This window comes from Microbacterium sp. ZW CA_36 (genome assembly GCF_044987475.1).
Taxonomy (GTDB): Bacteria; Actinomycetota; Actinomycetes; order Actinomycetales; family Microbacteriaceae; genus Microbacterium.
In genome coordinates this window covers 68,883-95,099 of record NZ_JBJDRL010000011.1, presented here as the reverse complement: position 1 = coordinate 95,099, position 26,217 = coordinate 68,883, and the positions used below count along the sequence as shown (strand labels likewise).

The window sequence follows — 26,217 nt, the reverse complement described above, 5'->3', positions numbered from 1 at the left end:
GTCCGCGCCTGCTCGAGGAAGTCGGCGCGAGCGCTGTCGCGGCCGCTGCCCAGTGGCGCGAGCAGGGCTCGATCGTCCTCCATGTGGTGCGCGACGGCGAGGTGGTCGGCGGGCTCGCGCTCGCCGACGAGATCCGGCCAGAGTCGCGTGAGGCCGTCGATGCCCTGCAGAAGCTCGGCGTCGAGGTCGTCATGATCACGGGGGATGCCGAGCCCGTCGCCCGCTCGGTCGCCGAAGCCCTCGGCATCCGTCGTGTGTTCGCCGGTGTCCGCCCCGAAGACAAGGAGCGGAAGGTCGCCGAGCTGCAGGACGAGGGGCTCAAGGTCGCGATGGTGGGCGACGGCGTGAACGATGCCCCTGCGCTGGCGCGAGCCGACGTCGGCATCGCGATCGGCGCCGGCACCGACGTCGCGATCGCATCGGCAGGGGTCATCCTCGCGTCGAGCGACCCGCGTTCGGTGCTGTCGATCATCGAGCTGTCCCGCGCGAGCTACCGCAAGATGACGCAGAACCTGTGGTGGGCCGCCGGGTACAACCTCATCTCGGTGCCGCTCGCGGCGGGTGTGCTCGCCCCCATCGGGTTCGTGCTGCCGATGTCGGTCGGTGCCATCCTGATGTCGCTGTCGACCGTCGTCGTGGCCCTGAACGCCCAGCTTCTGCGGCGGCTCGACCTCAGCCCCGAGCGCAGCGCCCGCGCCGTGCTCGAGCGCTGACCGGCCGCCGTCCCGCCCCGTCTCCCCGCAGCGCCGTCGCGCTGCGGGGAGGACGCGGTGGGCGGTACGCGCACGGGCCGGCCGCGTCGGCCGCGGCATCCGCCGTCCTGGCACCCTCGCGGCGCGGCGATAGGGTTTGACAATGACGACGACTCCTCCCGGCTGGTACGACGACGGTCACGGCGCACTGCGCTGGTGGGACGGGCAGCAGTGGACGGAGCATGTCGCCCAGCCCGACGCCGAGTCGTCGCCCGCCCCGACAGAGGCCGAGATCGTCGCCGGCCAGCTCGGGTTCGGGCAGGAGGGCGCACCGGCCCAGGCCGACCCCCTCGCACAGCCCGGCGGACCTGGGCAGCCAGAGGGCGCGGCGCAGCCCGCACCGCAGTACCCGCCCGGCGACCCGGGGAACCCGCACGGCGCGTACCCCGGCGCTCCCGCGGGCGGTGCCTTCGCCGCCGCCACCGAGCCGCGCAAGAGCTCGAAGCTGTGGATCGTGTGGGTCGTGCTCGGTGTGGTGCTGCTCGGCATCGTGATCGCCGCGGCCGTGCTGATCCCCCTGCTCATGCTGTCGGCGGCGACCGCGGGAAGCACCGCCGACACCGACGATGAGCGCGCAGCGGTCTCCGCGGTCGAGCTCTACGACGACGCCTGGCAGGACGGCGACTGCGAGGCCTTCACGGCCGCGACCACCGAGAACTTCCGCGCCGAGAACGGATTCACCGACTGCCCCACCTTCGAAGCGGATGCCGAGGGCTTCGACGCGAACTTCGACGACTACGAGGTGCGGGTCACCGACGTCGAGACCCAGGCGGACGAGATCGCGGTGACGACCGAAGAGACCTACACCGCGGTCATCGATGGGAACGGCGACCCGATCGACCCGGCACCCGGCTCGACGGTGTACCACTACACGCTCGTCGCCGCCGATGGCACGTGGCTCATCGACGACCTGTACTACGACGAATGACCGCGGCAGAAACGCCCCGACCCGCTCACGACACCCGGTTCTACCTCGCCTGCGTAGGCATCGGCCTGCTCGCAGGACTGTTGTCGGGCCTGTTCGGCGTGGGCGGCGGCACGGTCATCGTGCCCTTCCTCGTCCTGCTGCTCGGCTTCGATCAGCGCCTCGCCGCCGGCACGTCCCTGGCCGCGATCGTGCCGACGGCGGCCGTGGGCGTGATCTCGTACGCGGTGCACGGCTCTGTCGCGTGGATCCCCGCGCTGCTGCTCGCGGCCGGCGCCGTCGTCGGCGCCCAGATCGGCACGTGGCTGCTGCCACGGCTCTCGCTCACCGTGCTCCGCTGGTCGTTCGTCGGCTTCCTGGCGGCGGTGATCGTGAGCCTGTTCGTCGTGATCCCCTCCCGGGATGCCGAGCTCGTCCTCACCTGGTTCAGTGGAGCGGCGCTGGTGGTGCTGGGCGTGGTCACCGGCATCCTGTCGGGACTCATCGGCGTGGGCGGCGGCATCATCGTCGTCCCGGCGCTGATGGTGCTTTTCGGCACGAGCGATCTCGTCGCCAAGGGCACCTCGCTGCTCATGATGATCCCGACGGCCGTCTCGGGCACCTTCGGCAACGTCCGCCGGCGCAACGTCGACCTCGTCGCGGCCGCGGTCGTGGGCGTCTCAGCGTGCACCACGACGGCGCTCGGCGCGTGGGCAGCGACCATCATCGACCCGTTCGTCGGCAACATGCTGTTCGCCGCGTACCTCGTGGTCATCGCGGTGCAGATGGCGCTGCGTGCGTGGCGCGGACGCCCCCGCCCGGCCGGCCCGGCGGAACCCGCTCGGTAGGATGGCCAGGTGCCAGTGAACCCCGAGCTCGTCGGCCGCGACTTCCCGCCGACGACCCCCTACCTCGTGGGTCGAGAGAAGGTGCGCGAGTTCTCGCGCGCCGTCTTCGCCGACGACCCGCAGCACAGCGACCCCGCCGCCGCGCAGGCACTCGGCTATGCCGACGTCGTCGCGCCGCCGACCTTCGCGATCGTGGTGACCGACGCCACGCTCCAGCAGCTGCTGGGCGAGCCCGACTCGGGCATCGTCCTGAAGAACGTGCTGCACGCCGAGCAGAAGTTCCGTTACTCGCGGCCCATCGTCGCGGGCGACGAGCTCACCGCGAAGCTGTCGGTCACCGGCATCCGCGCGATGGGGGCGGCAGCCATGGTGACGAGCGAGTCCGAGATCACGGATGCCGCAGGCGACCACGTCGTGACGGCGACGTCCATCCTGCTCGTGGGGGAGGGTGACGAGTGAGCGCGCTGACAGACCTCGCCGTCGGAGACGTCGTCGCCGAGCGGACCGTGCACCTCACCCGGGAGTCCCTCGTGCGCTACGCCGGGGCATCCGGCGACTTCAACCCGATCCACTACCGTGACGACGTCGCTGCCGCGGTGGGTCTTCCCGGCGTCCTCGCCCACGGCATGCTCACCATGGGCCTCGCCGTCGGCACGATCGAGTCATGGATCGGCGACACCGGCCGCATCCTCGAGTACGGCGTGCGGTTCACCAAGCCCGTCGTGGTCGATTCCGAGACCGGCGCCGACGTGACCGTCGTCGCCAAGGTCGGCGCCGTCGACGAAGAATCGGCCCGCATCGACCTCACGGTCTCGTTCAACGAGACGACCGTGCTGGTCAAGGCGCAGGTGCGCGTCCGGACCGTCTGACGCATGCCCGAGGTCACCCCCGTTCCGCTGTCGCGGCTCACGACCCTCCGCACCGGCGGCGAACCCGCGCGCATGATCGACGCACCGACGGCCGACGAGCTCGTCGCGGCGCTGCGCGACGTCTGGGCCTCCGGCGATGACTGGCTCGTGCTGGGCGGCGGCTCGAACCTGTTCGTCGGCGACGAGCCGTTCGACGGCACCGTGGTGCGCGTGCTCACCCAGGGCATCGAACGGTTGCCGTCGCCGCTGCCCGGACGCGCGCGCCTGCGGGTGCAGGCCGGCCACGATTGGGACGCCCTCGTCGCGTACGCCGTCGAGGCGGGCCTCGGCGGCGTCGAGGCGATGTCGGGGATCCCCGGCACCGTCGGCGCCGCGCCCGTGCAGAACATCGGCGCCTACGGCCAGGAGATCGTGCAGACGCTCACCGAGGTCGAGCTCCTCGACGAGTCCACGGGCGAGGTGTCGACGGTGCCCGCCGCCGAGCTCGGCCTCGGCTTCCGCACGTCGGTGCTCAAGCACCACTACGGCTCGGCGCCCGCCCGTCGCGCGGTGATCCTCACGGTGACCCTCGACCTTCCCGAGGTCGGCCCGGGCGCCCGCCGCATCGCCGGCGACCAGCTGCGCACGGCTCTGCGGCTCGGTCCCGACGACGAGGTGACGCTCGCCTGGGTGCGCGAGCGCATCCTCGAGACCCGCCGCAGCAAGGGCATGGTGCTCGACGCCGACGATCCCGACACCTACAGCGCAGGCTCGTTCTTCCAGAACGCGGTGGTCTCGGCATCCTTCGCGCGCACGCTTCCCGACGCGTGCCCCCGCTGGCCGGTGCATCCCGACCTCGACCCGGTGCTCGTCATCCCGCTCGCGAACTTCGACGGCTACGTGCCGCCGACGTCGACCGTCCGATCCGATGTCAAGGTGAGCGCCGGATGGCTGATCGAGCACGCCGGCGTGCGCAAGGGATTCAAGCTGCCACGCTCGCGCGCCGGCCTCTCGACCAAGCACGCGCTGGCCCTCACCAACCGCGGCAGCGCCACCGCCGCCGAGCTCGCCGAGCTCGCCCGCTTCATCCAGGGCCGCGTGCAGTCCGAGTTCGGCCTGGTGCTCCAGCCCGAGCCCGTGCTCCTGAACGTCGAGCTCTAGTCCCTCGCGCGGGAGCCGGACGCAGAACGCGGATGCCTCGAACCGAGGCATCCGCGTTCTGTGACGTCGTCGGCTACGACGCGAAGAGGCGCTGCAGGCGCTGCACGCCCTCGAGGAGCGCGTCGTCTCCGAGTGCGTACGAGAGGCGCAGGTAGCCCGACGGGCCGAAGGCCTCACCGGGCACGACGGCGACCTCGGCCTCTTCGAGGATGAGGTCGGCGAGCTCGAGCGAGGTCGTGGGCGTCTTGCCCGCCCACTCGCGGCCGAGCAGGCCGCGCACGTCGGGATAGACGTAGAACGCGCCCAGCGGGGTGGGCACCTCGACGCCGTCGATCTTCGACAGCTCGGTCACGATCGTGCGGCGACGGCGATCGAAGGCCTGACGCATCTGCTCGACCTCGTCCTGCGGGCCGGTGAGCGCCGCGAGCGCCGCGCGCTGCGCGATGTTGTTGACGTTCGAGCACAGGTGCGACTGGAGGTTGCCGGCGATCTTGATCGCCGCCTGCGGCCCGACCATCCAGCCGAGGCGCCAGCCGGTCATCGCGTAGGTCTTCGCGACGCCGTTGACGAGGATCGTCTGGGCCGCGGCATCAGGAACCGCCTCCACGATCGAGACGGCGCGGGTGCCTTCGTAGACCAGGTTCTGGTAGATCTCGTCGGAGATGATCCAGATGCCGTGCTCGACGGCCCACTCGCCGATCGCCGCGGTCTCCTCGGCCGTGTACACCGAGCCGGTCGGGTTCGACGGCGACACGAACACGAGCGCCGTCGTGCGGTCGGTGCGTGCGGCCTCGAGCTGCGCGACGGTCACCTTGTAGTCCTGGTCGGCGCCGGCGAAAACCTCGACCGGGATGCCGTCGGCCAGGGCGATCGCCTCCGGGTAGGTCGTCCAGTACGGGGCCGGCAGCAGCACTTCGTCGCCCGGGTTGACCACGGTCTGGAAGGCCTGGTAGACGGCCTGCTTGCCGCCGTTGGTGACGATGATCTGAGACGGGTCCACCTCGAGGCCGGAGTCGCGCAGCGTCTTCGCCGCGATCGCCTCGCGGAGCACCGGCAGACCCGCCGCCGGCGTGTAGCGGAAGTTCGCCGGGTTGTGCAGCGCCTCGGCTGCGGCATCCACGATTAACTGCGGCGTCGCGAAATCGGGCTCGCCGGCCGCATACGAGATGACCGGCCGTCCGGCGGCCTGCAGGGCCTTGGCCTTGGCATCGACCTTGAGGGTCGCCGACTCGGCGATGGCGCTGAGCTTGCGGGAGAGCGTGGGCGTACGGGTGAGCGGTGCGCGTTCTGTCACGCTTCGAGCGTAGTCCGCGCGCGCGTCGCGGTCAGCGGCCAATCGCCCTCGACCGGCCCGTGACTGTGCGCGATGCCGGGCGGGCGCGACGGAACGTCCGACGGCGGGCTACCGGGCGCCACCAGCGCACGGTACCCTGTGCCTCGTGGACGCCTGGATCTGGGGAGCCGTCGTGCTCGCCATCGTGCTCGTCGCCGCGGGCGGAATCGCCTGGTGGCTCGCGCGCGGGTGCATGCTCACGAGGATCGGCGCCACCGGTGCGATCGTCGGCGGCGTGCTGTCGCTCATCGCCCTGGTCGTCCTGCTCGATCCCGACGCGGGACTGCGCGCCGCCGCCGTCATCACGGTGGGCTCCGGCGTCTGGCTGCTCGCATGGGCGCTGGCGGGCGGCATCCGCGGGCAGCGACTGCTCCGCGCCGAGGAGCGAGCGGATGCCGCAGCCGCCCCGGTCGCGCCCGTGGTCGTCGCCTCCCGGCAGCTTCCGGCCGGCTGAGACCTGCGGCGACCCCTGACCTCGACGGGCGTCGCATCCACCGAATGGGGGATGCCTCCTCCAGCGGATGACGGCTGGGCGCGGCATCAGCTCACCGCCAGTCTGGAACCATGCAGACACAGGCGGTGCGGGTGCGGAACCTGCGCAAGACATACGGCGGCCGTGCGGTCGTCGACGGGGTGTCGTTCGACATCGCGCAGGGCGAGACGTTCGCGCTGCTCGGGCCGAACGGCGCGGGCAAGTCGACGACCGTCGAGATCCTCGAGGGGTACCGTCGCCGGTCGGGCGGCGAGGTCGAAGTGCTGGGCGTCGACCCCGCGACGGGAGGGCTCGACCTCAAGGCGCGGGTCGGCATCGTCCTGCAGTCGGCGGGGATCTCGGGGCCGGTCACCGTGCGGGAGCAGCTGCGGCAGTTCGCGGGGTTCTACCCCGACCCACGTGACGTCGACGAGGTGATCGCGGCGGTCGGCCTGGAGGCGCAGGCCAAGACCCGCATCTCGAAGCTCTCCGGCGGTCAGCAGCGGCGCGTCGACGTCGCACTCGGCATCATCGGGCGGCCCGAGCTGCTGTTCCTCGACGAGCCGACGACCGGCTTCGACCCGCACGCGCGGCGAGAGTTCTGGGACCTGATCCGTCGCCTGCAGACCGACGGCACCACGATCCTGCTCACGACCCACTACCTCGACGAGGCCGCGCAGCTCGCCGACCGGGTCGCCGTGATCGCCGCCGGCCGCATGCAGGCGATCGGCCCGCTCGCGGGGTTCGGCGGCGCCGAGGCGCGCGTGCCGGTCGTGAGGTGGGTGGAGGCCGGGATGCCGCGGGAGGAGCGCACCGACGACCCGTTCGGGTTCACCACGGCGCTGGCCGCACGCCTGGGTGCGGCACCGGAAGAGCTCGAGATCGTGCGGCCCAGCCTCGAGGACATCTACCTCGGGCTGGTGGCCGAGGCCGAGGCCGAGACATCCGCCACCGCATCCGATGCGGTCGCTGCGAAGGGAGCAGGACGATGAGCGTCACGATGCAGAGCCCATCCTCGAGCGCGCGAAGTGGCGCGGTCGGCGGCACTCGGCGGCGCGGTCTGCTGGCGGTGGGTCTCTGGCGGGCCCGCTTCGAACTGCTGCAGTACTTCCGCTCGGGCGACACCCTCTTCTTCACCTTCCTGTTCCCGATCTTCATGCTGGGGCTGTTCAGCGTCGCGTTCGGGTCGGATGGCGACGTGCAGATCGCACCCGGGGTGCCCCCGATCTCGATGGCCCAGCTGTACCTCCCCGGCATGATCGCGGCCGGCCTGCTGCTGTCGGGCTTCCAGAACCTCGCGATGGACATCGCGATCGAACGCTCCGACGGCATGCTCAAGCGGCTCGGCGGCACCCCGCTGTCGCCGGTGAGCTACTTCATCGGCAAGATCGGCCAGGTGCTGGTGACCGGTGTGCTGCAGTCCGCGCTGCTGCTCCTGTTCGCATCGCTCGTGCTGGGCGTCGAGCTTCCCACCGAACCCGAGCGCTGGGCGACGTTCGCCTGGGTGTTCGTGCTCGGCATCACGACCTCGGCGCTGCTCGGTGTCGCGCTGTCGGCCGTGCCTCGCACCGCCAAGAGTGCGACCGCCGTCGTCGTGCCGATCGCGCTGGCGCTGCAGTTCATCTCGGGCGTGTACCTGACGTTCTCGCAGCTGCCGGAGTGGCTGCAGAACGTGGCCGGGCTGTTCCCGCTCAAGTGGATGGCGCAGGGGATGCGGGCCGTCTTCCTCCCCGAGGAGTACGCGGCCCTCGAGCAGAACGGCGAGTGGGATCTCGCCGGGGTGGCGATCGCGCTGGCTGTCTGGCTCGTCGTCGGTCTCGTGCTCTCGCGCGTCACCTTCCGGTGGATCCGTCGCGACGCGTAGCCTGACGATGCCCGAACCGCCGCGATGGTGCGGAGGCGGGCGCTGGTCGTCGGAGGCGGGAAAGGGTGGGGCGCCATGCTGAGCAAGCGCCGGTGGGACGCGATCGTGGCGATCGTCTCGACGGTGATCGCCGTCGCGCTGGTGTTCCTCTTCCCGCCCGTGACCGCCGCCCGCACAGCGATCGCGCTCGCCGCGATCGTCGTCTTCGCGGCGGCGTACGCGCTGATCGGTCGCGACGCCGTCGAGCCGCCGCGGGCGGCGTGGCGGTATCCCGCGTTCCTCTCGGTGGCGGCGGTGGCGGTCGGGATCGGCGCCGGTGCCGCGCCGTTCATGGCCATGCTGCAGACGCTCGCCTACCCGCTCGTGTGGGTGGTCGGCGACTCCCGGCGCCGAGGGATCGGCGGATCCGCGGTCATCGCGGGAAGCGTGTTCGTGGGTGCGAGCTTCGGCTATGGCCCGAACCTGCAGTCGTTCCTCGCGGGAGCGACAACCGCTGTCTTCTCGCTCTCGTTCGCGATCGCGATCGGGCTGTGGATCGCGCAGATCGCCGAGTACGGCGAGGAGCGCGAACGGCTGCTCGCCGAGCTGACGGCCGCCCAGGGCCAGGTGGAGGCGCTCAGCCGCGAGCGGGGCGCTTCCGCCGAGCGCGAGCGCCTGGCCCGCGACATCCATGACACGCTCGCACAGACCCTCGCCGGACTGGTGATCTTCGCGGAGCGGGCCGGCCGGCAGTCGCGTGAGGGACAGACCGATGCCGCCGCCTCGACGATCGCGACCGTGGAGCAGGTCGCGCGCGACGCTCTCGCCGAGGCCCGTGCCCTGGTCGCCCGCACGGCCGCTGTGCCGCGCGAGCCCGCGTTCGCCGCGGCGGTCGAGCGCCTCGTGGAGCGCTTCCGTGCGCAGGGCCGGGCGGCCATCGTGCTCGACACGGCAGGGGTGGAGGGCGAGCTCGACCGCGAGACTCAGGTCGTGCTGCTGCGGTGTCTTCAGGAGGCCCTGTCGAACGCCGCGAAACACGCCGAGGCCGACCTCGTCGAGGTGCGGGTGCACGTGGACCCCGGCGGCACCGCGTCGCTGGAGGTCGCCGACGACGGACGCGGGTTCGAGCCCGACGCGACGGGTGCCGGATTCGGGCTCGACGGCATGCGGGAGCGCGTGGCGCTCGCCGGTGGCACGATCCAGGTCGCCTCGACGGCGGGGCACGGGACGACGCTGCGCGTGCAGCTTCGGCCGGCTCGAGAGGATGCAGTCCTGGATGCGAACGAGGAGGCTTCATGATCCGGCTGCTCATCGCCGACGATCACCCGGTCGTGCGCGCTGGACTCGCTGGGCTGCTGTCGGACGAGCCCGGCTTCGAGGTCGTGGGCGAGGCATCCGATGGCGACGAAGCCGTGCGCCTCGCCGCCGCGACCCGTCCCGACGTCGTGCTGATGGACCTGCGCATGCCGCACGTGGACGGCGTCGCCGCGACCGCGCGGATCGCCGGGGGAGAGGCCGGCGACCCCGTGCCGCGCGTGCTGATCCTCACCACGTACGAGTCCGACGACCAGATCCTCGCGGCGATCGAGGCCGGTGCGTCGGGGTATCTGCTCAAGGCCGCGCCACAGGCCGAGATCGTCGCCGGCATCCGCTCGGTGGCGGCCGGGCAGTCGGCGCTCTCGCCGCAGGTGGCGGTGCGCCTCGTCGAACGGATGCGGCGGCCCGAGCCCGGCACCGTGCTCACGGCGCGCGAGACCGACGTGCTGCGGCTGGTCGCCACGGGGCTCAGCAACAAGCAGATCGCCGTGGCGCTCGGGATCGGCGAATCGACCGTGAAGACCCACCTGCTGAAGGTCTTCGAGAAGCTCGGCGTCGCCGACCGCACCCGCGCCGTGACGCTGGCGATGGAGCGCGGGCTGCTCAGGTAGCCGCTCGGCGACTCTCACGCGGCAGTGCGTGCAACGACGGATGCCTCGGACCGGGTGGTCCGAGGCATCCATCGTCTTCAGTGGTCGCCGTCGATCAGCTGAACTGGTTCATCGTGTTGTGCTGGCCGCCGGCCTTCAGAGCCGCGTCGCCGGCGAAGTACTCCTTGTGGTTGTCGCCGATGTCGCTTCCGGCCATGTTCTGGTGCTTGACCGTGGCGATGCCCTCGCGGATCTCGCGACGCTGCACGCCCTTCACGTAGGCCAGCATGCCCTCTTCGCCGAAGTAGCCCTTGGCGAGGTCATCGGTCGACAGGGCCGCGGTGTGGTAAGTCGGGAGCGTGATGAGGTGGTGGAAGATCCCGGCGCGAGCGGAACCCTCACGCTGGAAGGTGCGGATCTTCTCGTCGGCCAGCCGCGCCAGCTCGGTGTCGTCGTACTGGACGTTCATCAGATCGCCGCGGTCGTAGGCCGAGACGTCCTCGCCCTGCTCCGCGAGCAGGTCGTACGCCTGCTGGCGGAAGCTGAGCGTCCAGTTGAACGACGGGCTGTTGTTGTAGACGAGCTTCGCGTTCGGGACCTCGGCGCGGATCGCGTCGACCATGCCGGCGATCTGCTCCACGTGCGGCTTCTCGGTCTCGATCCACAGCAGGTCGGCACCGCTGCGCAGCGACGTGATGCAGTCCAGCACGACGCGCTCCTCACCGGTTCCGGAGCGGAACTGGTAAAGGTTGCTGGCCAGGCGCTTGGGGCGCAGCAGCCTGCCGTCGCGCTTGATGACGACGTCGCCGTTGCCGAGACCGCCCTCCGAGATCTCTTCGACATCGAGGAAGGAGTTGTACAGGTCGCCGAGGTCGCCCGGCTCGTGCGTCACCGCGAGCTTCTGCGTGAGGCCGGCACCGAGCGAGTCGGTGCGGGCGACGATGATGCCGTTGTCGATGCCGAGCTCGAGGAACGCGTAGCGGACCGCCGTGAGCTTCGCGATGAAGTCCTCGTGCGGGACGGTGACCTTGCCGTCCTGGTGGCCGCACTGCTTCTCATCCGACACCTGATTCTCGATCTGGATGGCGCACGCGCCCGCCTCGATCATCTTCTTGGCGAGGAGATAGGTGGCCTCGGGATTGCCGAAGCCGGCGTCGATGTCGGCGATGATCGGCACGACGTGGGTCTCGTAGCTGTCGATCTGCGACTGGATGAACTCGACGGCGGTCTCGTCGCCGGCGACGCGCGCGTCGTCGAGCTTCGTGAAGAGCAGGTCGAGCTCGCGGGCGTCGGCCTGGCGGAGGAAGGTGTAGAGCTCCTCGATCAGGGCCGGCACCGATGTCTTCTCGTGCATCGACTGATCGGGAAGAGGACCGAACTCCGAGCGCAGCGCGGCGACCATCCAGCCCGACAGGTAGAGGTAGCGCTTGTTCGTGCTCTTGAGGTGCTTCTTGATCGAGATGAGCTTCTGCTGCCCGATGAAGCCGTGCCACACGCCGAGCGACTGCGTGTACACCGACGAGTCGGCGTCGTACTCCGCCATGTCGCGGCGCATGATGTCGGCCGTGTACTGAGCGATCTCGAGTCCCGTCCGGAAGCGGTTCTGCGCCCGCATGCGGGCGGCGGACTCGGGGTCGATGGCGTCCCAGCTGGAGCCGTGCTGCTCCTTGAGCGCCCGGATGGCTTCGATGTCGTCGTTGTAGGCGGTCATGGTGTTTCCTTTGCGATAGGTGGTTCGTGTCCCGAGAAGCGGATGCCGCGTCAGTCGGTCTCGATCAGGAAGCGCGAGTAGGCCGGCAGCGTGAGGAACGCCGGGAAGTCCTGGCCGAGGGCGACGTCACGGAAGATCTCCGCCGCGTCGTCGAAGCGGTCGCCCTCGCGCCGCTCGACCTCGCCCAGCACCTGGGTGATCAGACCCTCCACGTACTCGCGGGTGATCGGGGTGCCGTCCTCGGTGGTGCGGTCCTGGTGGATCCACTGCCACACCTGGCTGCGGCTGATCTCGGCGGTCGCGGCATCCTCCATGAGGTTGTCGATCGCCACCGCGCCCAGGCCGCGCAGCCAGGCCTCGAGGTAGCGGATCGCCACGGACACGTTCGCGTGCACGCCCGCCGCAGTGATCGGACGCCCGATGTGCACGTCGATCAGGTCGCCCGCGCTCACGCGCACCTCGGGACGCTGACGGTCGAGCTGGTTCGGGCGATCGCCCAGCACCGCATCGAACTCGGCCCGTGCGACCGGGATCAGGTCGGGGTGGGCCACCCACGTGCCGTCGAACCCGTCGCCGGCCTCGCGCTTCTTGTCGGCGGCGACCTTCTCGAACGCCGTCGCCGTCACCTCGGGGTCGCGGCGGTTCGGGATGAAGGCGCTCATGCCGCCGATCGCGAAGGCGCCGCGCTTGTGGCACGTCTGCACGAGCAGCTCGGTGTAGGAGCGCATGAACGGCACGGTCATCGTGACCTCGCTGCGGTCGGGCAGCACGAACCGTGCGCCCCGGCCGCGGTAGTTCTTGATGATCGAGAAGATGTAGTCCCAGCGCCCGGCGTTGAGGCCCGCACAGTGGTCGCGCAGCTCGAAGAGGATCTCCTCCATCTCGAACGCCGCAGGCAGCGTCTCGATGAGCACGGTCGCACGGATCGTGCCGTGCGGGATCCCGATGTAGCGCTCGCTGAAGGTGAAGACGTCGTCCCACAGCTTCGCCTCTTCGCTCGACTCCAGCTTGGCGATGTAGAAGTACGGCCCGCGGCCGTTCGCGATCAGCCGCTCGGCGTTGTGGAAGAAGTACAGCCCGAAGTCCACCAGCGAGCCCGACGCCGCCATCGTGCGACCGGTGCGGTCGGTGAAGCTGATGTGCTGCTCCGGCAGGTGCCATCCGCGGGGACGCATCACGATCGTCGGCGTCTCGGTCGCGGTGACCTCGTAGCGCTTGCCCTCGGGGCTCGTGAACGCGAGCTCGCCGCGGATCGCGTCGCGCAGGCTCAGCTGGCCCTCGATGACGTTCTTCCAGGTCGGGCTGGTCGCATCCTCCTGGTCGGCGAGCCACACCTTCGCGCCGGAGTTGAGCGCGTTGATGGTCATCTTCGGGTCGGTGGGGCCGGTGATCTCGACGCGCCGGTCCTCGAGGCCGGGGCCGGCGCCCGCGACCTGCCAGTCGGCATCCTCGCGGATATGCCGGGTGTCGTCGCGGAACTGGGGGTCGTGCCCGTTGCCGATCTCGAAGCGACGGCGCATGCGGTCGGCGAGCCGGTCGTGCCGACGAGCGCCGAAGCGCTGGTGCAGCTCGGTGAGGAACGCGATGGCCTCAGGGGTGAGGATCTCGTCGTACCGGGCCGGCATGCGGCCGGCGATCTCGATCGAGGGCTCGTGGGTCGTGGTGGGGATGGGGCCGGTGCGCGTACGCATCGGGGTGGCGGTTGCAGGTGTCATGTCCCTGTCCTGTCTGTGCGGTCCCGGTCGTTGAGCGAGCTTGCGAGCCGAAACGCGTTCGGTGGAGCGCGTTTCGTCTCGCTCGTTCCTCGTTCGCTCAACGACCGGGAAGCGACGTGTGTACTTTTCGGAGGGATGCTCCACCCGGCGTGTGGGCCGGGTCGGGGCATCCCGTGATCCGCGTTCTGGATCAACCGTCGGTAGGTCGTGTGACCACTCTGCGGTGAAGTTCGGCACTTGAACTGACGATTCGACGTGTGAAGTTTTCGGGTATTTCTGCTTTCGTGACAGAATCGACCCATGACGACGACGTTGACCACCGATCCGCGCGGTGAACTCCCCGACGATGATGAGGTGGACCCGCTCACCATCGGCCGCCGGATCCGGCAGCTGCGCACAGACCGCGGCATGACGCTCGAAGAGCTCGCCGCTGCCGTCGAACGCGCGCCCAGTCAGCTGTCGATGATCGAGAACGGTCGCCGCGAGCCGAAGCTCACGCTGCTCCAGTCGATCGCGCGGGCGCTCGGCTCATCGATCGACGCGATCCTGGAGTCCGAGCCGCTCGACGAGCGCGCCACGCTCGAGATCTCGCTCGAACGCGCCATGCGCGGCCAGACGTTCCAGGCGCTCGGCATCCCGCCGTTCCGCATCGGCAAGACGGTGCCCACCGAGGCGCTGAAGGCGATGCTGGCGCTGCAGGGCGAGATCGAGCGGCTGCGCGACGAGCGCGCCGCCACCCCCGAGGAGGCGCGTCGCGCGAACGTGGCGCTGCGCAAGCTCATGCGCACGCAGAACAACTACTTCGCCGAGCTGGAGCAGCAGGCGCGGGGGATTCTCGACGCCGTCGACCACCCGGGCGGTCCGCTGACCCAGCGGACGGCATCCGATATCGCCGCCCATGTCGGCTTCACGCTGCACTACGTGCCCGACCTGCCGCAGACGACCCGGTCGGTGGCAGACATCAAGAACGGGCGCCTCTACCTGTCGAGCCGCCTCACCACCAAGGGCGACCCGCGCACGGCGGTGCTGCAAGCGCTCTCGAGCCGGATCCTCGGCCACCGCGAGCCGACGTCGTACGCCGACTTCCTGCGCCAGCGCGTGGAGACCAACTACCTGACCGGCGCCCTCCTCATCCCCGAGGCGCATGCTGTGCCGTTCCTGCAGGAGGCCAAGAAGGATCGGTCGATCTCGATCGAAGACCTCCGCGACGCGTACTCGGTGTCGTACGAGACCGCGGCGCACCGTTTCACGAACCTCGCGACCGTGCACCTGGGCCTGCCCGTGCACTTCCTCAAGGTGCACGAGTCGGGAGTCATCACGAAGGTCTACGAGAACGACGACGTCAACTTCCCGACCGACCGCCTCGGCGCGATCGAGGGGCAGATGTGCTGTCGCAAGTGGACCTCGCGCGTCGTCTTCGACGTCGACGACCACTTCAACCCCTACTACCAGTACACCGACACCGGGAACGGCACCTACTGGTGCACGGCTCGCGTGGAGCTGTCGAGCGAGGGGGCGCACTCGGTCAGCGTCGGCGTGCGGTTCGACGACACGAAGTGGTTCCTCGGCCGCGACACCCCCAACCGCGGCGTCTCGACCCACTCGGTGGAGGCGTGCTGCCGCCGCGCGCCCGCCGACCTGGAGTCGTCGTGGCGCGAGCAGTCCTGGCCGAATGTGCGCACGCCGCGCACCCTGCTCGCGACACTGCCCACGGGAGCCTTCCCCGGCGTCGACACCACCGACGTGTACGAGTTCCTCGAGGCGCACGCGCCCCGCTGATCCCGTCGCCGTCGCCGTCGCCGAGATCAGGTGATGCCGCGGGTCGGCCGCGGGGCGTCAGTGGCGTCCGGCGACCCAGTCGGCGACGTGGGCGGGCCAGGCGGTGCGCGCTGACGAACCGGAGGCCTCGGACCGATCCGCCATGCGGTAGGCGGTGTAGATGGCGTTCACCGCTGTCCAGCGCAGCGGCTCGATCTCCCAGCGCTTCGCTCGGTGGCCCACCCACGGCAGGCGGGTGAGCTCGGTGTCGCGCTCCAGCACGAGGTCGGAGAGGGTGCGGCCGGCTAGGTTGGTCGCGGTCACGCCGGTGCCGACATAGCCGCCCGCCCAGCCGAGCCCGGTGGAGCGATCGTGCACGACGGTCGCCGCCCAGTCGCGCGGCACCCCGAGCACACCGGCCCAGGCATGGGCGATGGGGGTGGCCGCGGCATCCGGGAAGAAGTCGTGAAGGAGATGCGTCAGCGACCGGATCGTGCGCTCCTGCGTCGCGCCATCGGTGTCGACGCGCGACCCGTAGCGGTAGGGCACGCCCCGCCCGCCGAAGGCGATGCGGTCGTCGGCGGTGCGCTGCGCGTACATGTACACGTGCGCGAAGTCGCCCAGCGTGTCGCGGCCGTCCCAGCCCACCGCGCGCCAGAAGTCCGCCGGCAGGGGTTCGGTCACGATCATCGACGAGTTCATGGGCAGCCAGGTGCGGTGCTCGCCGCGCAGGTCGGCGGTGAAACCCTCGGTCGCCCGCAGCACATGGGTCGCCCGGACCGTGCCGCGGTCGGTGACCGCCCGGCCGGCCGAGATCTCTCGCACGTGGGTCTGCTCGAAGATCGTCACACCCAGCCGCTCGACCGCATCGGCGAGACCGCGCACGAGCTTCGCGGGGTGGATGCGCGCGCAGTGCGGGTGCCACACGGCGCCGAGTGCGCCCGCGATCCGGATGCGGGATGCCGCCGCCTCGGCATCCCACACCTCCGCGTCGGTGTGGGGCCACGACTGCTCGGCCTCCGCGCTTGCACGAAGGCGCGCGAGCTGTGCCGGCGTGCGGGCGACGCCGAAGTCGCCGCCCTTGACGATGTCGGCGTCGACGCCCTCGCGGGTCGCGACGGTGATGACCTCGTCGACGGTCTCGTTGAGTGCGCGCTGCTGTGCGATCGCAGCCTCGCGGCCGTGCGTCTCGGCGTAGCGCTCGCGGCCGCCGGTGACGGTGTTCGTGAGCCACCCGCCGTTGCGACCGGATGCGCCGAAGCCGGCGAAACGCTGTTCGAGCACGACCACCCGCAAGTCGGGCTGTGCGCGCTTGAGGTAGTACGCGGTCCACAGGCCGGTGTAGCCGGCCCCCACGATCGCGACGTCGGCGTCGAGGTCGCCGGGCAGCGGTGGTCTCGGGGTCGGTAGGCCGCCGAGGTCGCGCCACCACCACGACACGTCGCCGTTGGGAATCGTGTGGGCCTCGGGCGCGGCGCTGGAGGGCACGGTCATCCGCCCATCCTGCCGGGCGTTAACCGGTACGCGGTGACACGGAATGTCACCATCGGGACTCCTTCCCGTACCGATCGTGCGCAACGTCTCGTTTCGGCCGTTGAACTTCCGGTTCACACGGGTGGGTTGTGGGGTGTTGAACTTCCGGTTCACGCGGGTGGGCTGTGGGGTGTTGAACTTCCGGTTCACACGGGTGGGCTGTGGGGTGTTGAACTTCCGGTTCACACGGGTGGGCTGTGGGGTGTTGAACTTCCGGTTCACGCGGGTGTGTTGTGGTGTGTCGTCTCGGCCGTTGAACTTCCGGTTTACGCGGGTGGGCTGTCGAGGTGCTGAACTTCCGGTTCACATGGTTCGCGTCCGGGCCCGGGGCTCTGGGGAGTCGTGTGAGCCGGAAGTTCATCGGCGTATCGGGACGGTCTGCCTCGGCGAGGAGAACAGGCGGGTGAAGAATCAGGCCGAGGGTGCCAGGGCGCGCAGCGCCGCCCACAGCTCGGCGCGGGTCGCGAACGACGCCAGGTCGCGGCCGAGCACGCGCTCGATGAGCGCGAGCCGGGTGCGCACGGTGTGCCGGTGGACGCCGAGGGACCGGGCCGTCGCCTCGTGCGAGCAATCGGCGTCGAGCCAGACCTGCAGCGTCTCGACGAGGTGCGTGCCCTGCGCAGCATCGTGGTCGTTCAGCGGCGCCAGCTCGGCGCGCGCGAGCGCCCGCGCGTCGTCGCTGAGCGCCGACAGCACGCCCCCGCGCGAGACCTCGGCGAACGCGGTCACCGCACCCGCGCCGCGATCGCGTGCGACACGTGCCTGCCCGAGTGCGGCGGCGAACGCGTCGTAGCCCGCCGGATCCGACAGACCGACCCGGACGTCGAAGCGGCCGACGAGATCGTGGATGCTCGAGGGATCGTCCGCCGGCACGACGAGCACGAGACCGTCGTCACCGCGTCCGAAGAACAGCGCACCGCGCTTCTCGTCGGCCCACAGCTCGAGCAGCTCGGCGATGCCGTCGACGCGGGCGGCTGCGGCATCCGTCACCGCCACCACGACGGGTGCCGGCGGAAGCGGCCCCCACAGCTCGCGGGAGGTGCGGCGGGCGAGCCCGGGGTCGCCGCTCAGGAGCGACTGCACCAGGCCGGCGCGCAGCGCCGAGCGGGCGCGGCCGAGCCCCTGCTGCTGCTCGAGCGCCAGACCGGCCATCGCGATGACGGCCGTGACGACGACGCGTCCCTCTTGGTCGAGGTCGCCGGCGGCGATCGCGATCACGCCGCGCAGGTGGCCGCCACGTCCGAGCGTCTGCAGCGTGAAGGGCGTGTCGCCGATGTGCAGCGACGAGCCGGCGCGTGCACCGCGGTGGAGGACCCCGGTCACCTCTCGCTGCAGCGCGGCGGCCGTCTCGGCGTCCAGCGCGCCGGCGGGGTGCTCGCGCGACAGCTCGCCCGCCGCGTCGAACATGCCCACCCACGTGTCGAGCTGCTTGGCGAGCTCGGCCACCGTCGCCCCGAGGCCGTCGGGGCGGAGGGCCGCCAGGGCGATCGCCCGCTGCGCGGCCAGCGCCCAGCTGCGGCGGGCGTAGGCCTCGGCGGCGATCGCCTCGGCGTTGGCGCGGGCCACCGCGATGAACGGCGTGCGGTAGGGCACCTCGAACAGCGGCATCCGCTCGTCCCGGCACGCCTCGACGAGGGCGGGAGGGATGCCGGCGCGCACGACCTCGGTGCCGAACCCGAGTCCCACGACGCCCCGGGCCGCGAGGCGGTGAACGTATGCACGGTACACGTCGGAAGCCTCGTCTCCCTTCGGGAACTGGGTGCCGGTGGTCAGCAGCACGAGCCCCTCGGACAGGAACGGGGTGGGATCGGCGAGGTCGGAGCTGTGCACCCAGCGGATCGCCTTGTCGAGGGCGCTGGGCTCCAGATCGTCGCCGGCGAGCGAGAGCCGCAGATCGCGCCGAGCCAGGAGGGCGCGAAGAGTGGGGGCGTCGGCATCCATGATGCTCCGAGTGTACGGCTCGTACAGCAGGGCAGGCAGAATGTACAGCGGGGAGGGTGCGGGCGCTCCGCGGAGCGACATACGCTCCCCACCATGAGCAGCGCAGCCGACATCGTCACAGAAACGCCCCTCGGCGGTCCGACCCTTCCGCAGGAGCGCCGCCTGGTCACCAGCATCCCCGGTCCTCGCTCGCAGGAGCTGATCGACCGCAAGGCCGATGCCGTCGCGGCGGGCGTCGGGCACACCGCGCCGGTCCACGCCGTCGCCGCAGGCGGGGGAGTCATCGTCGATGCCGACGGCAACTCGCTCATCGACCTCGGCTCGGGCATCGCGGTCGCCACGATCGGCAACGCGCACCCGAAGGTCGTCGCGGCGGTGCAGGCACAGGTCGCCCAGTTCACCCACACGTGCTTCATGATCGCGCCCTACGACTCGTACGTGTCGGTCGCCGAGGCGCTCAACCGCATCACGCCGGGCGACCACGCCAAGAAGAGCGCCCTGTTCAACTCGGGCGCCGAGGCGGTGGAGAACGCGGTCAAGATCGCCCGCAAGTACACCGGCAAGCAGGCGGTCGTCGCGTTCGACCACGGGTACCACGGCCGCACCAACCTCACCATGGCGCTGACCGCGAAGGCGATGCCGTACAAGAGCGGCTTCGGACCCTTCGCCTCGGAGATCTACCGCGCGCCGCTGTCGTACCCGTACCACGACGGGCTCACCGGCCCCGAAGCCGCCAAGAAGGCCATCTCGATCATCGAGAAGCAGGTCGGCGCCGACAACCTCGCCGCCGTGATCATCGAGCCGATCCAGGGTGAGGGCGGCTTCATCGTCCCCGCCGACGGTTACCTGCCGGCGCTCGTCGAGTGGTGCCGTGCCAACGACGTCGTGTTCATCGCCGATGAGATCCAGACGGGCTTCGCACGCACGGGCGAGATGTTCGCGAGCGAGGTGTTCGGCATCGTTCCCGACCTCATGACGACCGCCAAGGGCATCGCGGGGGGCCTGCCCCTGGCGGCCGTGACCGGCCGCGCCGAGATCATGGACGCCTCGCACGCGGGCGGCCTCGGCGGCACGTACGGCGGCAACCCGATCGCCTGCGCCGCCGCGCTCGCCGCGATCGACGTGTTCGAGAACGACGGGATGCTCCAGCGCGCCCGCGAGATCGAGACGGTCCTCAAGGGCCGCCTGCAGCAGCTGCAGGCCGCCGACCCCCGCGTCGGCGACGTGCGCGGCCACGGCGCGATGATCGCGGCCGAGTTCGTGGACCCCGCGACGGGCGAGCCGGATGCCGCGCTCACCGCTGCGGTCGCGAAGGTGTCCATCGCACAGGGCGTCATCGTGCTCACCTGCGGCACCTACGGGAACGTGATCCGTTTCCTCCCGCCGCTGTCGATCACCGACGACCTGCTCCACGAGGGCCTGGACGTCGTCGCGGCAGCGCTCGCGGCATCCTGATCCCCGCGTTTCATCTCGCTTCGCTCGCTCAACGTCCAGGAAGCACCGGTCGTTGAGCGAGCGAGGAGCGAGCGAGACGAAACGCCCCACCTGAACGCAACACGCGAGGCGCGCGAGCATGCACGCCCTGACGAAGGAGTCCCCATGACCGAGCTGACCCGCGACGTCGTCATCGTCGGCGCCGGCGCCGCCGGAACGACCGCCGCCAACGAGCTGAAGAAGGCAGGCCTCTCGGTCGTCGTGCTCGAGGCCCGGGATCGCGTCGGCGGGCGCCTGTGGACCGATGTCGTCGACGGCGCCATGCTCGAGATCGGCGGCCAGTGGGTGTCGCCCGACCAGGACGCCCTCAAGGAGACCCTCGCCGAGCTCGGGCTCGAGACCTACAGCCGCTATCGCGAAGGCGACTCCGTCTACATCGGCGAGGACGGTGAGCTCACCCGGTTCACCGGTGAGATCTTCCCGGTCGCGCCCGAGACCGAGAAGGAGATCGTCCGCCTCATCGAGGTGCTCGACGGGCTCGTCGCGCAGATCGACCCCGACAAGCCGTGGGAGCACCCCGACGCCGAGGCGCTGGACCGCATCTCGTTCCAGGCCTGGCTCGAGGACCAGACCCAGGACCAGGAGGCGCGCGACAACATCGCGCTCTTCATCGCCGGTGCCATGCTCACCAAGCCCGCCTACGCGTTCTCCGCGCTGCAGGCGCTCCTCATGGCCGCCAGTGCCGGCAGCTTCTCGCACCTCGTCGACGCCGACTTCATCCTCGACGAGCGCGTCGTGGGCGGCCTGCAGCAGGTCCCGCTGCTCCTCGCGGAGCGCCTGGGCGACGACGTCGTCCTCGGGCAGCCCGTCACCGAGGTTCACTGGGGCGACGACGGCGTCCGCGTCGTGACCGACAACGGCCTCCAGGTGCGTGCGCGCTTCGTCATCCTGGCGCACGCGCCGATCCTCTACCCGTGGATCGAGTTCCAGCCGGCGCTGCCGCGCCTGAAGCAGCAGATGCACCAGCACATCTCGATGGGCTTCGTCATCAAGGTGCACGCGGTCTACGACCGGCCGTTCTGGCGCGAGCAGGGCCTTTCGGGCACCGCGTTCAGCCCCTACGAGATCTCGCACGAGGCGTACGACAACACCAACCACGGCGACGAGCGGGGCACGCTCGTGGGCTTCGTCTCGGACCGCAACGCCGATGACCTGTTCCGCGTGTCGGCCGAGGAGCGCAAGGAGCGCATCCTCGAGTCCCTGTCGCACTACTACGGGCCCGAGGCGAAGAACCCGCTGGTGTACTTCGAGAGCGACTGGGGCGCCGAGGAGTGGACGCGCGGCGCCTACGCCGCCAGCTTCGACCTCGGCGGCCTCGCGCGCTACGGCGCGGACCTGCGCACCCCCGTCGGCCCGATCCACTTCGCGTGCAGCGACATGGCCGGTGCCGGCTACCAGCACGTCGACGGCGCGATCCGCATGGGCCGCCTTGTCGCCGCCAGCATCGTCGAAGCAGCGCACCGATGAGTGCGCGGATCGTCGTCGGCTATACGGCGACGGATGCCGGAGCCGACGCGGTCGCCGTGGGCACGCGTCTGGCCGCCGCCATGCACGCGGCCCTCGACCTGGTGCTGGTGCTCCCGGCCGAGGACCGCAGCGTCATCACGCCGCCCGACGCCGGCTACGACCGCTACCTCGTGACGCAGGCCGAGGCGTGGCTCGCCGAGGCGTCGGCCTCGATCCCGGGGGACGTGGGCCATGCCGCGCATGTGCGCTTCGGCGACTCGTTCGCCGAGGGTCTGATCGCCGCAGCCCACGAGCTCTCGGCATCCCACATCGTGGTCGGCGCCGCCAACGGCGGACTGCGCGGACGCCACCGCCTCGGCACCGTGGCGAGCGAACTTCTGCACTCGTCTGACGTTCCCGTGGTGCTGGCACCTGAGGGGTCGCGCCACCTGGAGGTGACCGGCGTGAGCCGCATCACGGCGGCGATCGGCACGCGCCCGGGCGCCAGTGCGCTGCTCGAGGAGAGCGTGGCCCTCGCGGTCGCCACCGGCACGGGCCTGCGCCTGCTGTCGCTCGTGTCCGTGGACCTCCCGGCCACCGTCGACACCGGCGTCATCCGCATCGCGGGCGCCGCTCACGCCGACGATGTGCTCGGCAAGGCGCTCGAGGTCCTCCCCGACGGCGTCGAGGCCGACGTCGTCGTGGCACGCGGCGACAGCATCGAAGACGCCGTCGCCCACCTCGCCTGGCAGCCCGGCGAGCTGGCGGTCGTCGGCTCCAGCCGGCTCGCACAGCCCCGTCGCCTGTTCCTCGGCTCGACCGCAGCGAAGATGCTGCACGAGCTTCCCGTACCGATGGTCGTCGTGCCCCGCACGCGCGGCCAGGAAGGCTGACGCGCATGAGCGCTCCACAGCACTCCGGCGGCGCCGCACCGCTGGCCCCGTCCTCCGGCGCACACGCCGGCGAGCTCTCCCAGAAGGGGCTCAGCGCCGGCGCGGTCGGCGTCCTCGGCGCCGTCGTCATCGGCGTCTCGACCATCGCCCCCGCCTACACGCTCACCGCGTCTCTCGGGCCCACGGTCGCCGTGGTCGGCACGCAGGTGCCCGCGATCATCCTCGTCGGATTCATCCCGATGCTCCTGACCGCGTTCGGCTACCGCGAGCTCAACCGTGCGATGCCCGACTCGGGAACCTCGTTCACCTGGGGCGTGCGGGCGTTCGGTCCCTGGATCGGCTGGATGACGGGGTGGGGCCTCATCGCCGCCACCGTGATCGTGCTGTCGAATCTCGCCGGCATCGCGGTGGAGTTCCTCTTCCTGCTGATCTCGCAGTTGACCGGCAACCCCGACATCGCCGAGCTCGCGTTCAACCCCTTCATCAACGTCATCGTCTGCCTGCTGTTCATGCTCGGTGCGACGCTCATCTCCTACCGCGACATGCAGACCACCCAGAAGTTCCAGTACATCCTGGTGAGCTTCCAGGTCGTCGTGCTGCTGCTGTTCGCGGTCGTCGCGATCATCAAGGCGGTGTCGGGCGATGCGCCTGATCCGACGGCGTTCTCGTGGTCGTGGTTCAACCCGTTCGAGGTGCCGACGTTCAGCGCGTTCGCCGCGGGGTTGTCGCTGTCCATCTTCATCTTCTGGGGCTGGGACGTCGTCCTCACGATGAACGAGGAGACCAAGAACCCGGCCAAGACCCCCGGTCGCGCCGCGATGCTCACGGTCGTCATCGTGGTGTCGCTCTACCTCCTGCTGTCGATCGGACTGATCATGTTCGCCGGCGTCGGCACAGGCTCGCTGGGACTGGCGAACGAGGACATCTCGGCGAACGTGTTCTTCGCCCTCTCGGACCCGATCCTCGGCCCGCTCGCGTTCCTCGTGTCGCTCGCGGTGCTGTCGAGCTCGGCCGCCTCGCTGCAGTCGACCGCCGTCGGCCCGGCGCGGACGCTGCTCGCCATGGGCCACTACGGCGCGCTGCCGAAGAAGTTCGCCCGGGTGAGCCCGCGGTTCTTCACGCCCGGCTACGCGACGGTGGTGTCGGCGATCGTGGCGTCGGTGTTCTACGCCGTCATGCGCGTGGTGAGCGAGAACGTCCTGACCGACACCATCCTGTCGCTCGGCATGATGATCTGCTTCTACTACGGCCTCACCGCGTTCGCGTGCGTCTGGTACTTCCGCAAGCAGTGGTTCGACTCGGTGCGCAGCTTCTTCTTCACCTTCCTCTTCCCGCTCGTCGGCGGCGCCATCCTCGCCGTCCTGTTCGTCACGACGCTCGTCGACTCGATGGACCCGGCGTACGGCAGCGGGTCGAGCATCTTCGGCCTCGGCCTGGTGTTCGTGCTCGGGGTCACCGTCATCCTCGTGGGTGTCGTGATCATGATCTGGCAGGCGATCAAGCGTCCGGCGTTCTTCCGCGGTGAGACACTCGGTATCGACGCCCCCGAAAGCCTTCGACGCGCCCGCAGCTAGCGGGCAGACTGTCCCCAATCCATCCGATCGGAGAGGAAGCATGACCGACTACGCCGTCGTGAACCCGGCCACGGGGGAGACCCTGGCCACGTATCCGACCATCACCGACGAAGCCCTCGAGGCCGCCATCGCGGGAGCGGATGCCGCCTACCGCACGTGGCGCGATCAGCCCGTCGCCGAGCGCACGGCCGGCATCCGCAAGGTCGCCGAGCTGCACCGCGAGCGCCGCGACGACCTCGCCGCGATCATCGTGCGCGAGATGGGCAAGCCGCTGGAGGCCGCGCTCGGCGAGGTCGACTTCGCCGCCGACATCACCGAGTACTACGCCGATCACGCGGAGAAGATCACCGGCGACCAGCCCATCGACATCGACGGCGAGGGCACCGCGGTCATCCGCCGCACGCCCCTCGGCGTGCTGTTGGGCATCATGCCGTGGAACTTCCCGTACTACCAGGTCGCCCGCTTCGCGGCGCCCAACATCGTGGTGGGCAACACGATCCTCCTCAAGCACGCGCCGCAGTGCCCCGAGTCGGCCGCCGCGATCGCAGCGATCTACGCCGACGCCGGGCTCGAGGGCGTGTACACGAACATCTACGCGACCAACGACCAGGCGGCCACCGTGATCGCCGACCGCCGCGTGCAGGGCGTCTCGGTCACCGGCTCCGAGCGCGCCGGAGCCGCCGTCGCCGAGATCGCGGGGCGAAACCTCAAGAAGGTCGCGCTCGAGCTCGGCGGGTCGGACCCGTTCATCCTTCTCTCGACCGACGACCTCGACGGCGCCGTGGAGGCCGCGGTCGCCGCGCGCCTCGACAACACCGGCCAGTCGTGCAACGCGGCCAAGCGCTTCATCGTGGTCGACGGCCTGTACGACGCGTTCCTCGACAAGTTCACCGCCGCGATGTCGGGTGCGAAGGTCGGCGACCCGTTCGCGGACGACACCGTGCTCGGCCCGCTGTCGTCGCTCACGGCGGCGGAGCGGCTGGCCGAGCAGGTCGACAGGGCCGTCGCCCAGGGGGCGACTCTCGTCACCGGTGGCACCCGTGACGGCGCGTTCTACCCGGGCACGGTCCTCGCGGACGTGACCCGCGACATGGACGCCTACCGCGAGGAGTTCTTCGGCCCCGTCGGCGTCGTCTACAAGGTCGCCGACGAGGACGCCGCCGTGGCGCTCGCGAACGACACCAGCTACGGCCTCGGCTCGTACGTCTTCACGACGGACGAGGAGCAGGCGAAGCGGGTCGCCGACAGGATCGACGCCGGCATGGTCTATGTCAACGTCGTGCTCGCGGACGAGCCGGGCCTGCCGTTCGGCGGCGTGAAGCGCTCCGGCACCTCGCGCGAGATGGGTCTCCTCGCGGCCGACGAGTTCGTCAACAAGAAGCTGATCCGCGTCGGCGCCTGAGGCTCCCCGTCAGCTCGGAGCGTTTCGTCTCGCTCGCCGGCCCTCGCTCGCTCAACGACCGGATTCCCGGTCGTTGAGCGAGCGAAGCGAGACGAAACGTGTCAGAGCCCCGTGCCCTCGGCGAGGCGGCCCCGTCGTCGCGCGATGCCGCCGTCCCGGGGGTGTCGCGAGACACCCGGGAGCGGGAGGATGGGGGCATGGCAGAGACATCGGACCCCGTCGTCGCCCTTTCCGATGAGCAGTGCTGGGAACGCCTGCGCGGGCAGGAGCTCGGCCGCCTCGTGACGCATGTCGGCGAGGTGCTCGACGTCTTTCCGGTGAACTATGTCGTCGACGGCGAGAGCGTGCTGTTCCGCACCGCGCAGGGCAGCAAGCTGTTCGAGCTGACCGTCAACGACGAGGTGCTCTTCGAGGTCGACGACCACACCGAGACCGACGCGTGGAGCGTGATCCTGCGCGGACGCGCCCATCCGCTGGACAGCTCCGCCGAGGTGGAGCGGGCCGACGGGCTCGGCCTGAAGCCCTGGATCCCGACCCTCAAATACACCTACGTGCGCGTCGAGCCGACCTCGCTGTCGGGCCGGGCGTTCGAACGGGGACCCGAGCCGGACCGCTACGGCGTACAGCAGTACTGAGCCGTGGAATCGCCCTCGCGAGGTCGCTCCCGGTTCGCGGCGTCCGC

General features: G+C 70.5%; 23 protein-coding genes. 18 read left to right on the top strand and 5 right to left on the bottom strand.

What is annotated here, in order from left to right:
• The 6 genes from ACI3KX_RS07580 to ACI3KX_RS07555 all read left to right on the top strand — a co-directional run.
• Positions 1–713: HAD-IC family P-type ATPase (locus ACI3KX_RS07580; protein ID WP_404909209.1), on the top strand; the 713-nt coding region annotated here is incomplete at its 5' end.
• Positions 714–855: 142 nt separating this feature from the next.
• On the top strand, positions 856–1,680 hold the full coding sequence (locus ACI3KX_RS07575) for a DUF2510 domain-containing protein (protein WP_404909207.1): 825 nt from the start codon (positions 856–858) through the stop codon (positions 1,678–1,680).
• On the top strand, positions 1,677–2,504 hold the full coding sequence (locus ACI3KX_RS07570) for a sulfite exporter TauE/SafE family protein (protein WP_363354124.1): 828 nt from the start codon (positions 1,677–1,679) through the stop codon (positions 2,502–2,504). The genes ACI3KX_RS07575 and ACI3KX_RS07570 overlap by 4 nt, the downstream gene beginning before the upstream one ends.
• Before the next feature lie 9 nt (positions 2,505–2,513).
• A complete protein-coding gene (locus ACI3KX_RS07565; protein ID WP_404909205.1) occupies positions 2,514–2,963 on the top strand; it encodes a MaoC family dehydratase N-terminal domain-containing protein in 450 nt (149 codons plus the stop codon).
• Positions 2,964–2,968: 5 nt separating this feature from the next.
• Positions 2,969–3,373, top strand: coding sequence for a MaoC/PaaZ C-terminal domain-containing protein (locus tag ACI3KX_RS07560; protein ID WP_349429017.1), 405 nt, complete (start codon positions 2,969–2,971; stop codon positions 3,371–3,373).
• Positions 3,374–3,376: 3 nt separating this feature from the next.
• Positions 3,377–4,513: a UDP-N-acetylmuramate dehydrogenase gene (locus ACI3KX_RS07555; RefSeq protein ID WP_404909203.1), complete on the top strand. Its 1,137-nt coding sequence runs from the start codon at positions 3,377–3,379 to the stop codon at positions 4,511–4,513.
• A gap of 73 nt (positions 4,514–4,586) precedes the next feature.
• Here ACI3KX_RS07555 and ACI3KX_RS07550 read toward each other — a convergent pair whose 3' ends face one another.
• Positions 4,587–5,807: a pyridoxal phosphate-dependent aminotransferase gene (locus tag ACI3KX_RS07550; protein WP_404909201.1), complete on the bottom strand. Its 1,221-nt coding sequence runs from the start codon at positions 5,805–5,807 to the stop codon at positions 4,587–4,589.
• 145 nt (positions 5,808–5,952) lie between these two features.
• On the opposite strand from ACI3KX_RS07550, the gene ACI3KX_RS07545 reads away from it, so the two are divergent.
• The 5 genes from ACI3KX_RS07545 (at position 5,953) to ACI3KX_RS07525 (ending at position 10,089) form a co-directional block, all read left to right on the top strand.
• Entirely contained in the window at positions 5,953–6,300 is a 348-nt protein-coding gene (locus ACI3KX_RS07545; RefSeq protein WP_404909199.1) for a hypothetical protein, read from the top strand.
• A gap of 110 nt (positions 6,301–6,410) precedes the next feature.
• Positions 6,411–7,310 carry an ABC transporter ATP-binding protein gene (locus ACI3KX_RS07540; RefSeq protein WP_404909197.1) on the top strand — a complete coding sequence of 300 codons (900 nt, stop codon included), beginning with the start codon at positions 6,411–6,413 and terminating at the stop codon, positions 7,308–7,310.
• Positions 7,307–8,182: an ABC transporter permease gene (locus ACI3KX_RS07535; RefSeq protein ID WP_404909195.1), complete on the top strand. Its 876-nt coding sequence runs from the start codon at positions 7,307–7,309 to the stop codon at positions 8,180–8,182. The genes ACI3KX_RS07540 and ACI3KX_RS07535 overlap by 4 nt, the downstream gene beginning before the upstream one ends.
• Positions 8,183–8,257: 75 nt before the next feature.
• The gene (locus ACI3KX_RS07530; protein ID WP_404909193.1) at positions 8,258–9,460 is read left to right on the top strand and encodes a sensor histidine kinase; all 1,203 of its coding nucleotides are present in this window, start codon (positions 8,258–8,260) and stop codon (positions 9,458–9,460) included.
• Positions 9,457–10,089, top strand: a complete 633-nt coding sequence (locus tag ACI3KX_RS07525; RefSeq protein WP_404909191.1) for a response regulator — start codon at positions 9,457–9,459, stop codon at positions 10,087–10,089. The genes ACI3KX_RS07530 and ACI3KX_RS07525 overlap by 4 nt, the downstream gene beginning before the upstream one ends.
• 94 nt (positions 10,090–10,183) lie before the next feature.
• On the opposite strand, the gene ACI3KX_RS07520 is transcribed toward ACI3KX_RS07525, so the two are convergent.
• Both ACI3KX_RS07520 and aceB read right to left on the bottom strand, forming a co-directional pair.
• Positions 10,184–11,779, bottom strand: a complete 1,596-nt coding sequence (locus ACI3KX_RS07520; protein ID WP_404909189.1) for an isocitrate lyase — start codon at positions 11,777–11,779, stop codon at positions 10,184–10,186.
• 50 nt (positions 11,780–11,829) lie between these two features.
• Complete coding sequence (aceB, locus tag ACI3KX_RS07515; protein ID WP_404909212.1) at positions 11,830–13,470, bottom strand: malate synthase A; 1,641 nt, start codon at positions 13,468–13,470, stop codon at positions 11,830–11,832.
• Between the two features lie 324 nt (positions 13,471–13,794).
• Between aceB and ACI3KX_RS07510 the strand changes: the two genes are divergently transcribed.
• Entirely contained in the window at positions 13,795–15,273 is a 1,479-nt protein-coding gene (locus ACI3KX_RS07510; RefSeq protein WP_404909187.1) for a helix-turn-helix domain-containing protein, read from the top strand.
• Between the two features lie 57 nt (positions 15,274–15,330).
• Here the strand turns inward: ACI3KX_RS07510 and ACI3KX_RS07505 are convergent, their stop codons facing one another.
• Together ACI3KX_RS07505 and ACI3KX_RS07500 are read right to left on the bottom strand one after the other, a co-directional pair.
• Complete coding sequence (locus tag ACI3KX_RS07505; protein WP_404909185.1) at positions 15,331–16,746, bottom strand: NAD(P)/FAD-dependent oxidoreductase; 1,416 nt, start codon at positions 16,744–16,746, stop codon at positions 15,331–15,333.
• A gap of 450 nt (positions 16,747–17,196) precedes the next feature.
• On the bottom strand, positions 17,197–18,726 hold the full coding sequence (locus ACI3KX_RS07500; protein ID WP_404909183.1) for a PucR family transcriptional regulator: 1,530 nt from the start codon (positions 18,724–18,726) through the stop codon (positions 17,197–17,199).
• Positions 18,727–18,819: 93 nt separating this feature from the next.
• Between ACI3KX_RS07500 and gabT the strand changes: the two genes are divergently transcribed.
• From gabT to ACI3KX_RS07470, 6 genes are all read left to right on the top strand, one after another.
• The gene (gene gabT / locus ACI3KX_RS07495; protein ID WP_404909181.1) at positions 18,820–20,181 is read left to right on the top strand and encodes a 4-aminobutyrate--2-oxoglutarate transaminase; all 1,362 of its coding nucleotides are present in this window, start codon (positions 18,820–18,822) and stop codon (positions 20,179–20,181) included.
• Positions 20,182–20,325: 144 nt separating this feature from the next.
• Positions 20,326–21,687 carry a flavin monoamine oxidase family protein gene (locus ACI3KX_RS07490; protein WP_404909179.1) on the top strand — a complete coding sequence of 454 codons (1,362 nt, stop codon included), beginning with the start codon at positions 20,326–20,328 and terminating at the stop codon, positions 21,685–21,687.
• A complete protein-coding gene (locus tag ACI3KX_RS07485; protein ID WP_404909177.1) occupies positions 21,684–22,559 on the top strand; it encodes a universal stress protein in 876 nt (291 codons plus the stop codon). Before ACI3KX_RS07490 ends, ACI3KX_RS07485 begins: the two co-directional genes overlap by 4 nt.
• A gap of 5 nt (positions 22,560–22,564) precedes the next feature.
• A complete protein-coding gene (locus tag ACI3KX_RS07480; RefSeq protein ID WP_363354096.1) occupies positions 22,565–24,133 on the top strand; it encodes an APC family permease in 1,569 nt (522 codons plus the stop codon).
• A 40-nt stretch (positions 24,134–24,173) separates the two neighbouring features.
• Positions 24,174–25,535, top strand: coding sequence for an NAD-dependent succinate-semialdehyde dehydrogenase (locus tag ACI3KX_RS07475; protein ID WP_404909175.1), 1,362 nt, complete (start codon positions 24,174–24,176; stop codon positions 25,533–25,535).
• 197 nt (positions 25,536–25,732) lie between these two features.
• On the top strand, positions 25,733–26,170 hold the full coding sequence (locus ACI3KX_RS07470) for a pyridoxamine 5'-phosphate oxidase family protein (RefSeq protein WP_404909173.1): 438 nt from the start codon (positions 25,733–25,735) through the stop codon (positions 26,168–26,170).
• Positions 26,171–26,217 lie beyond the last annotated feature (47 nt).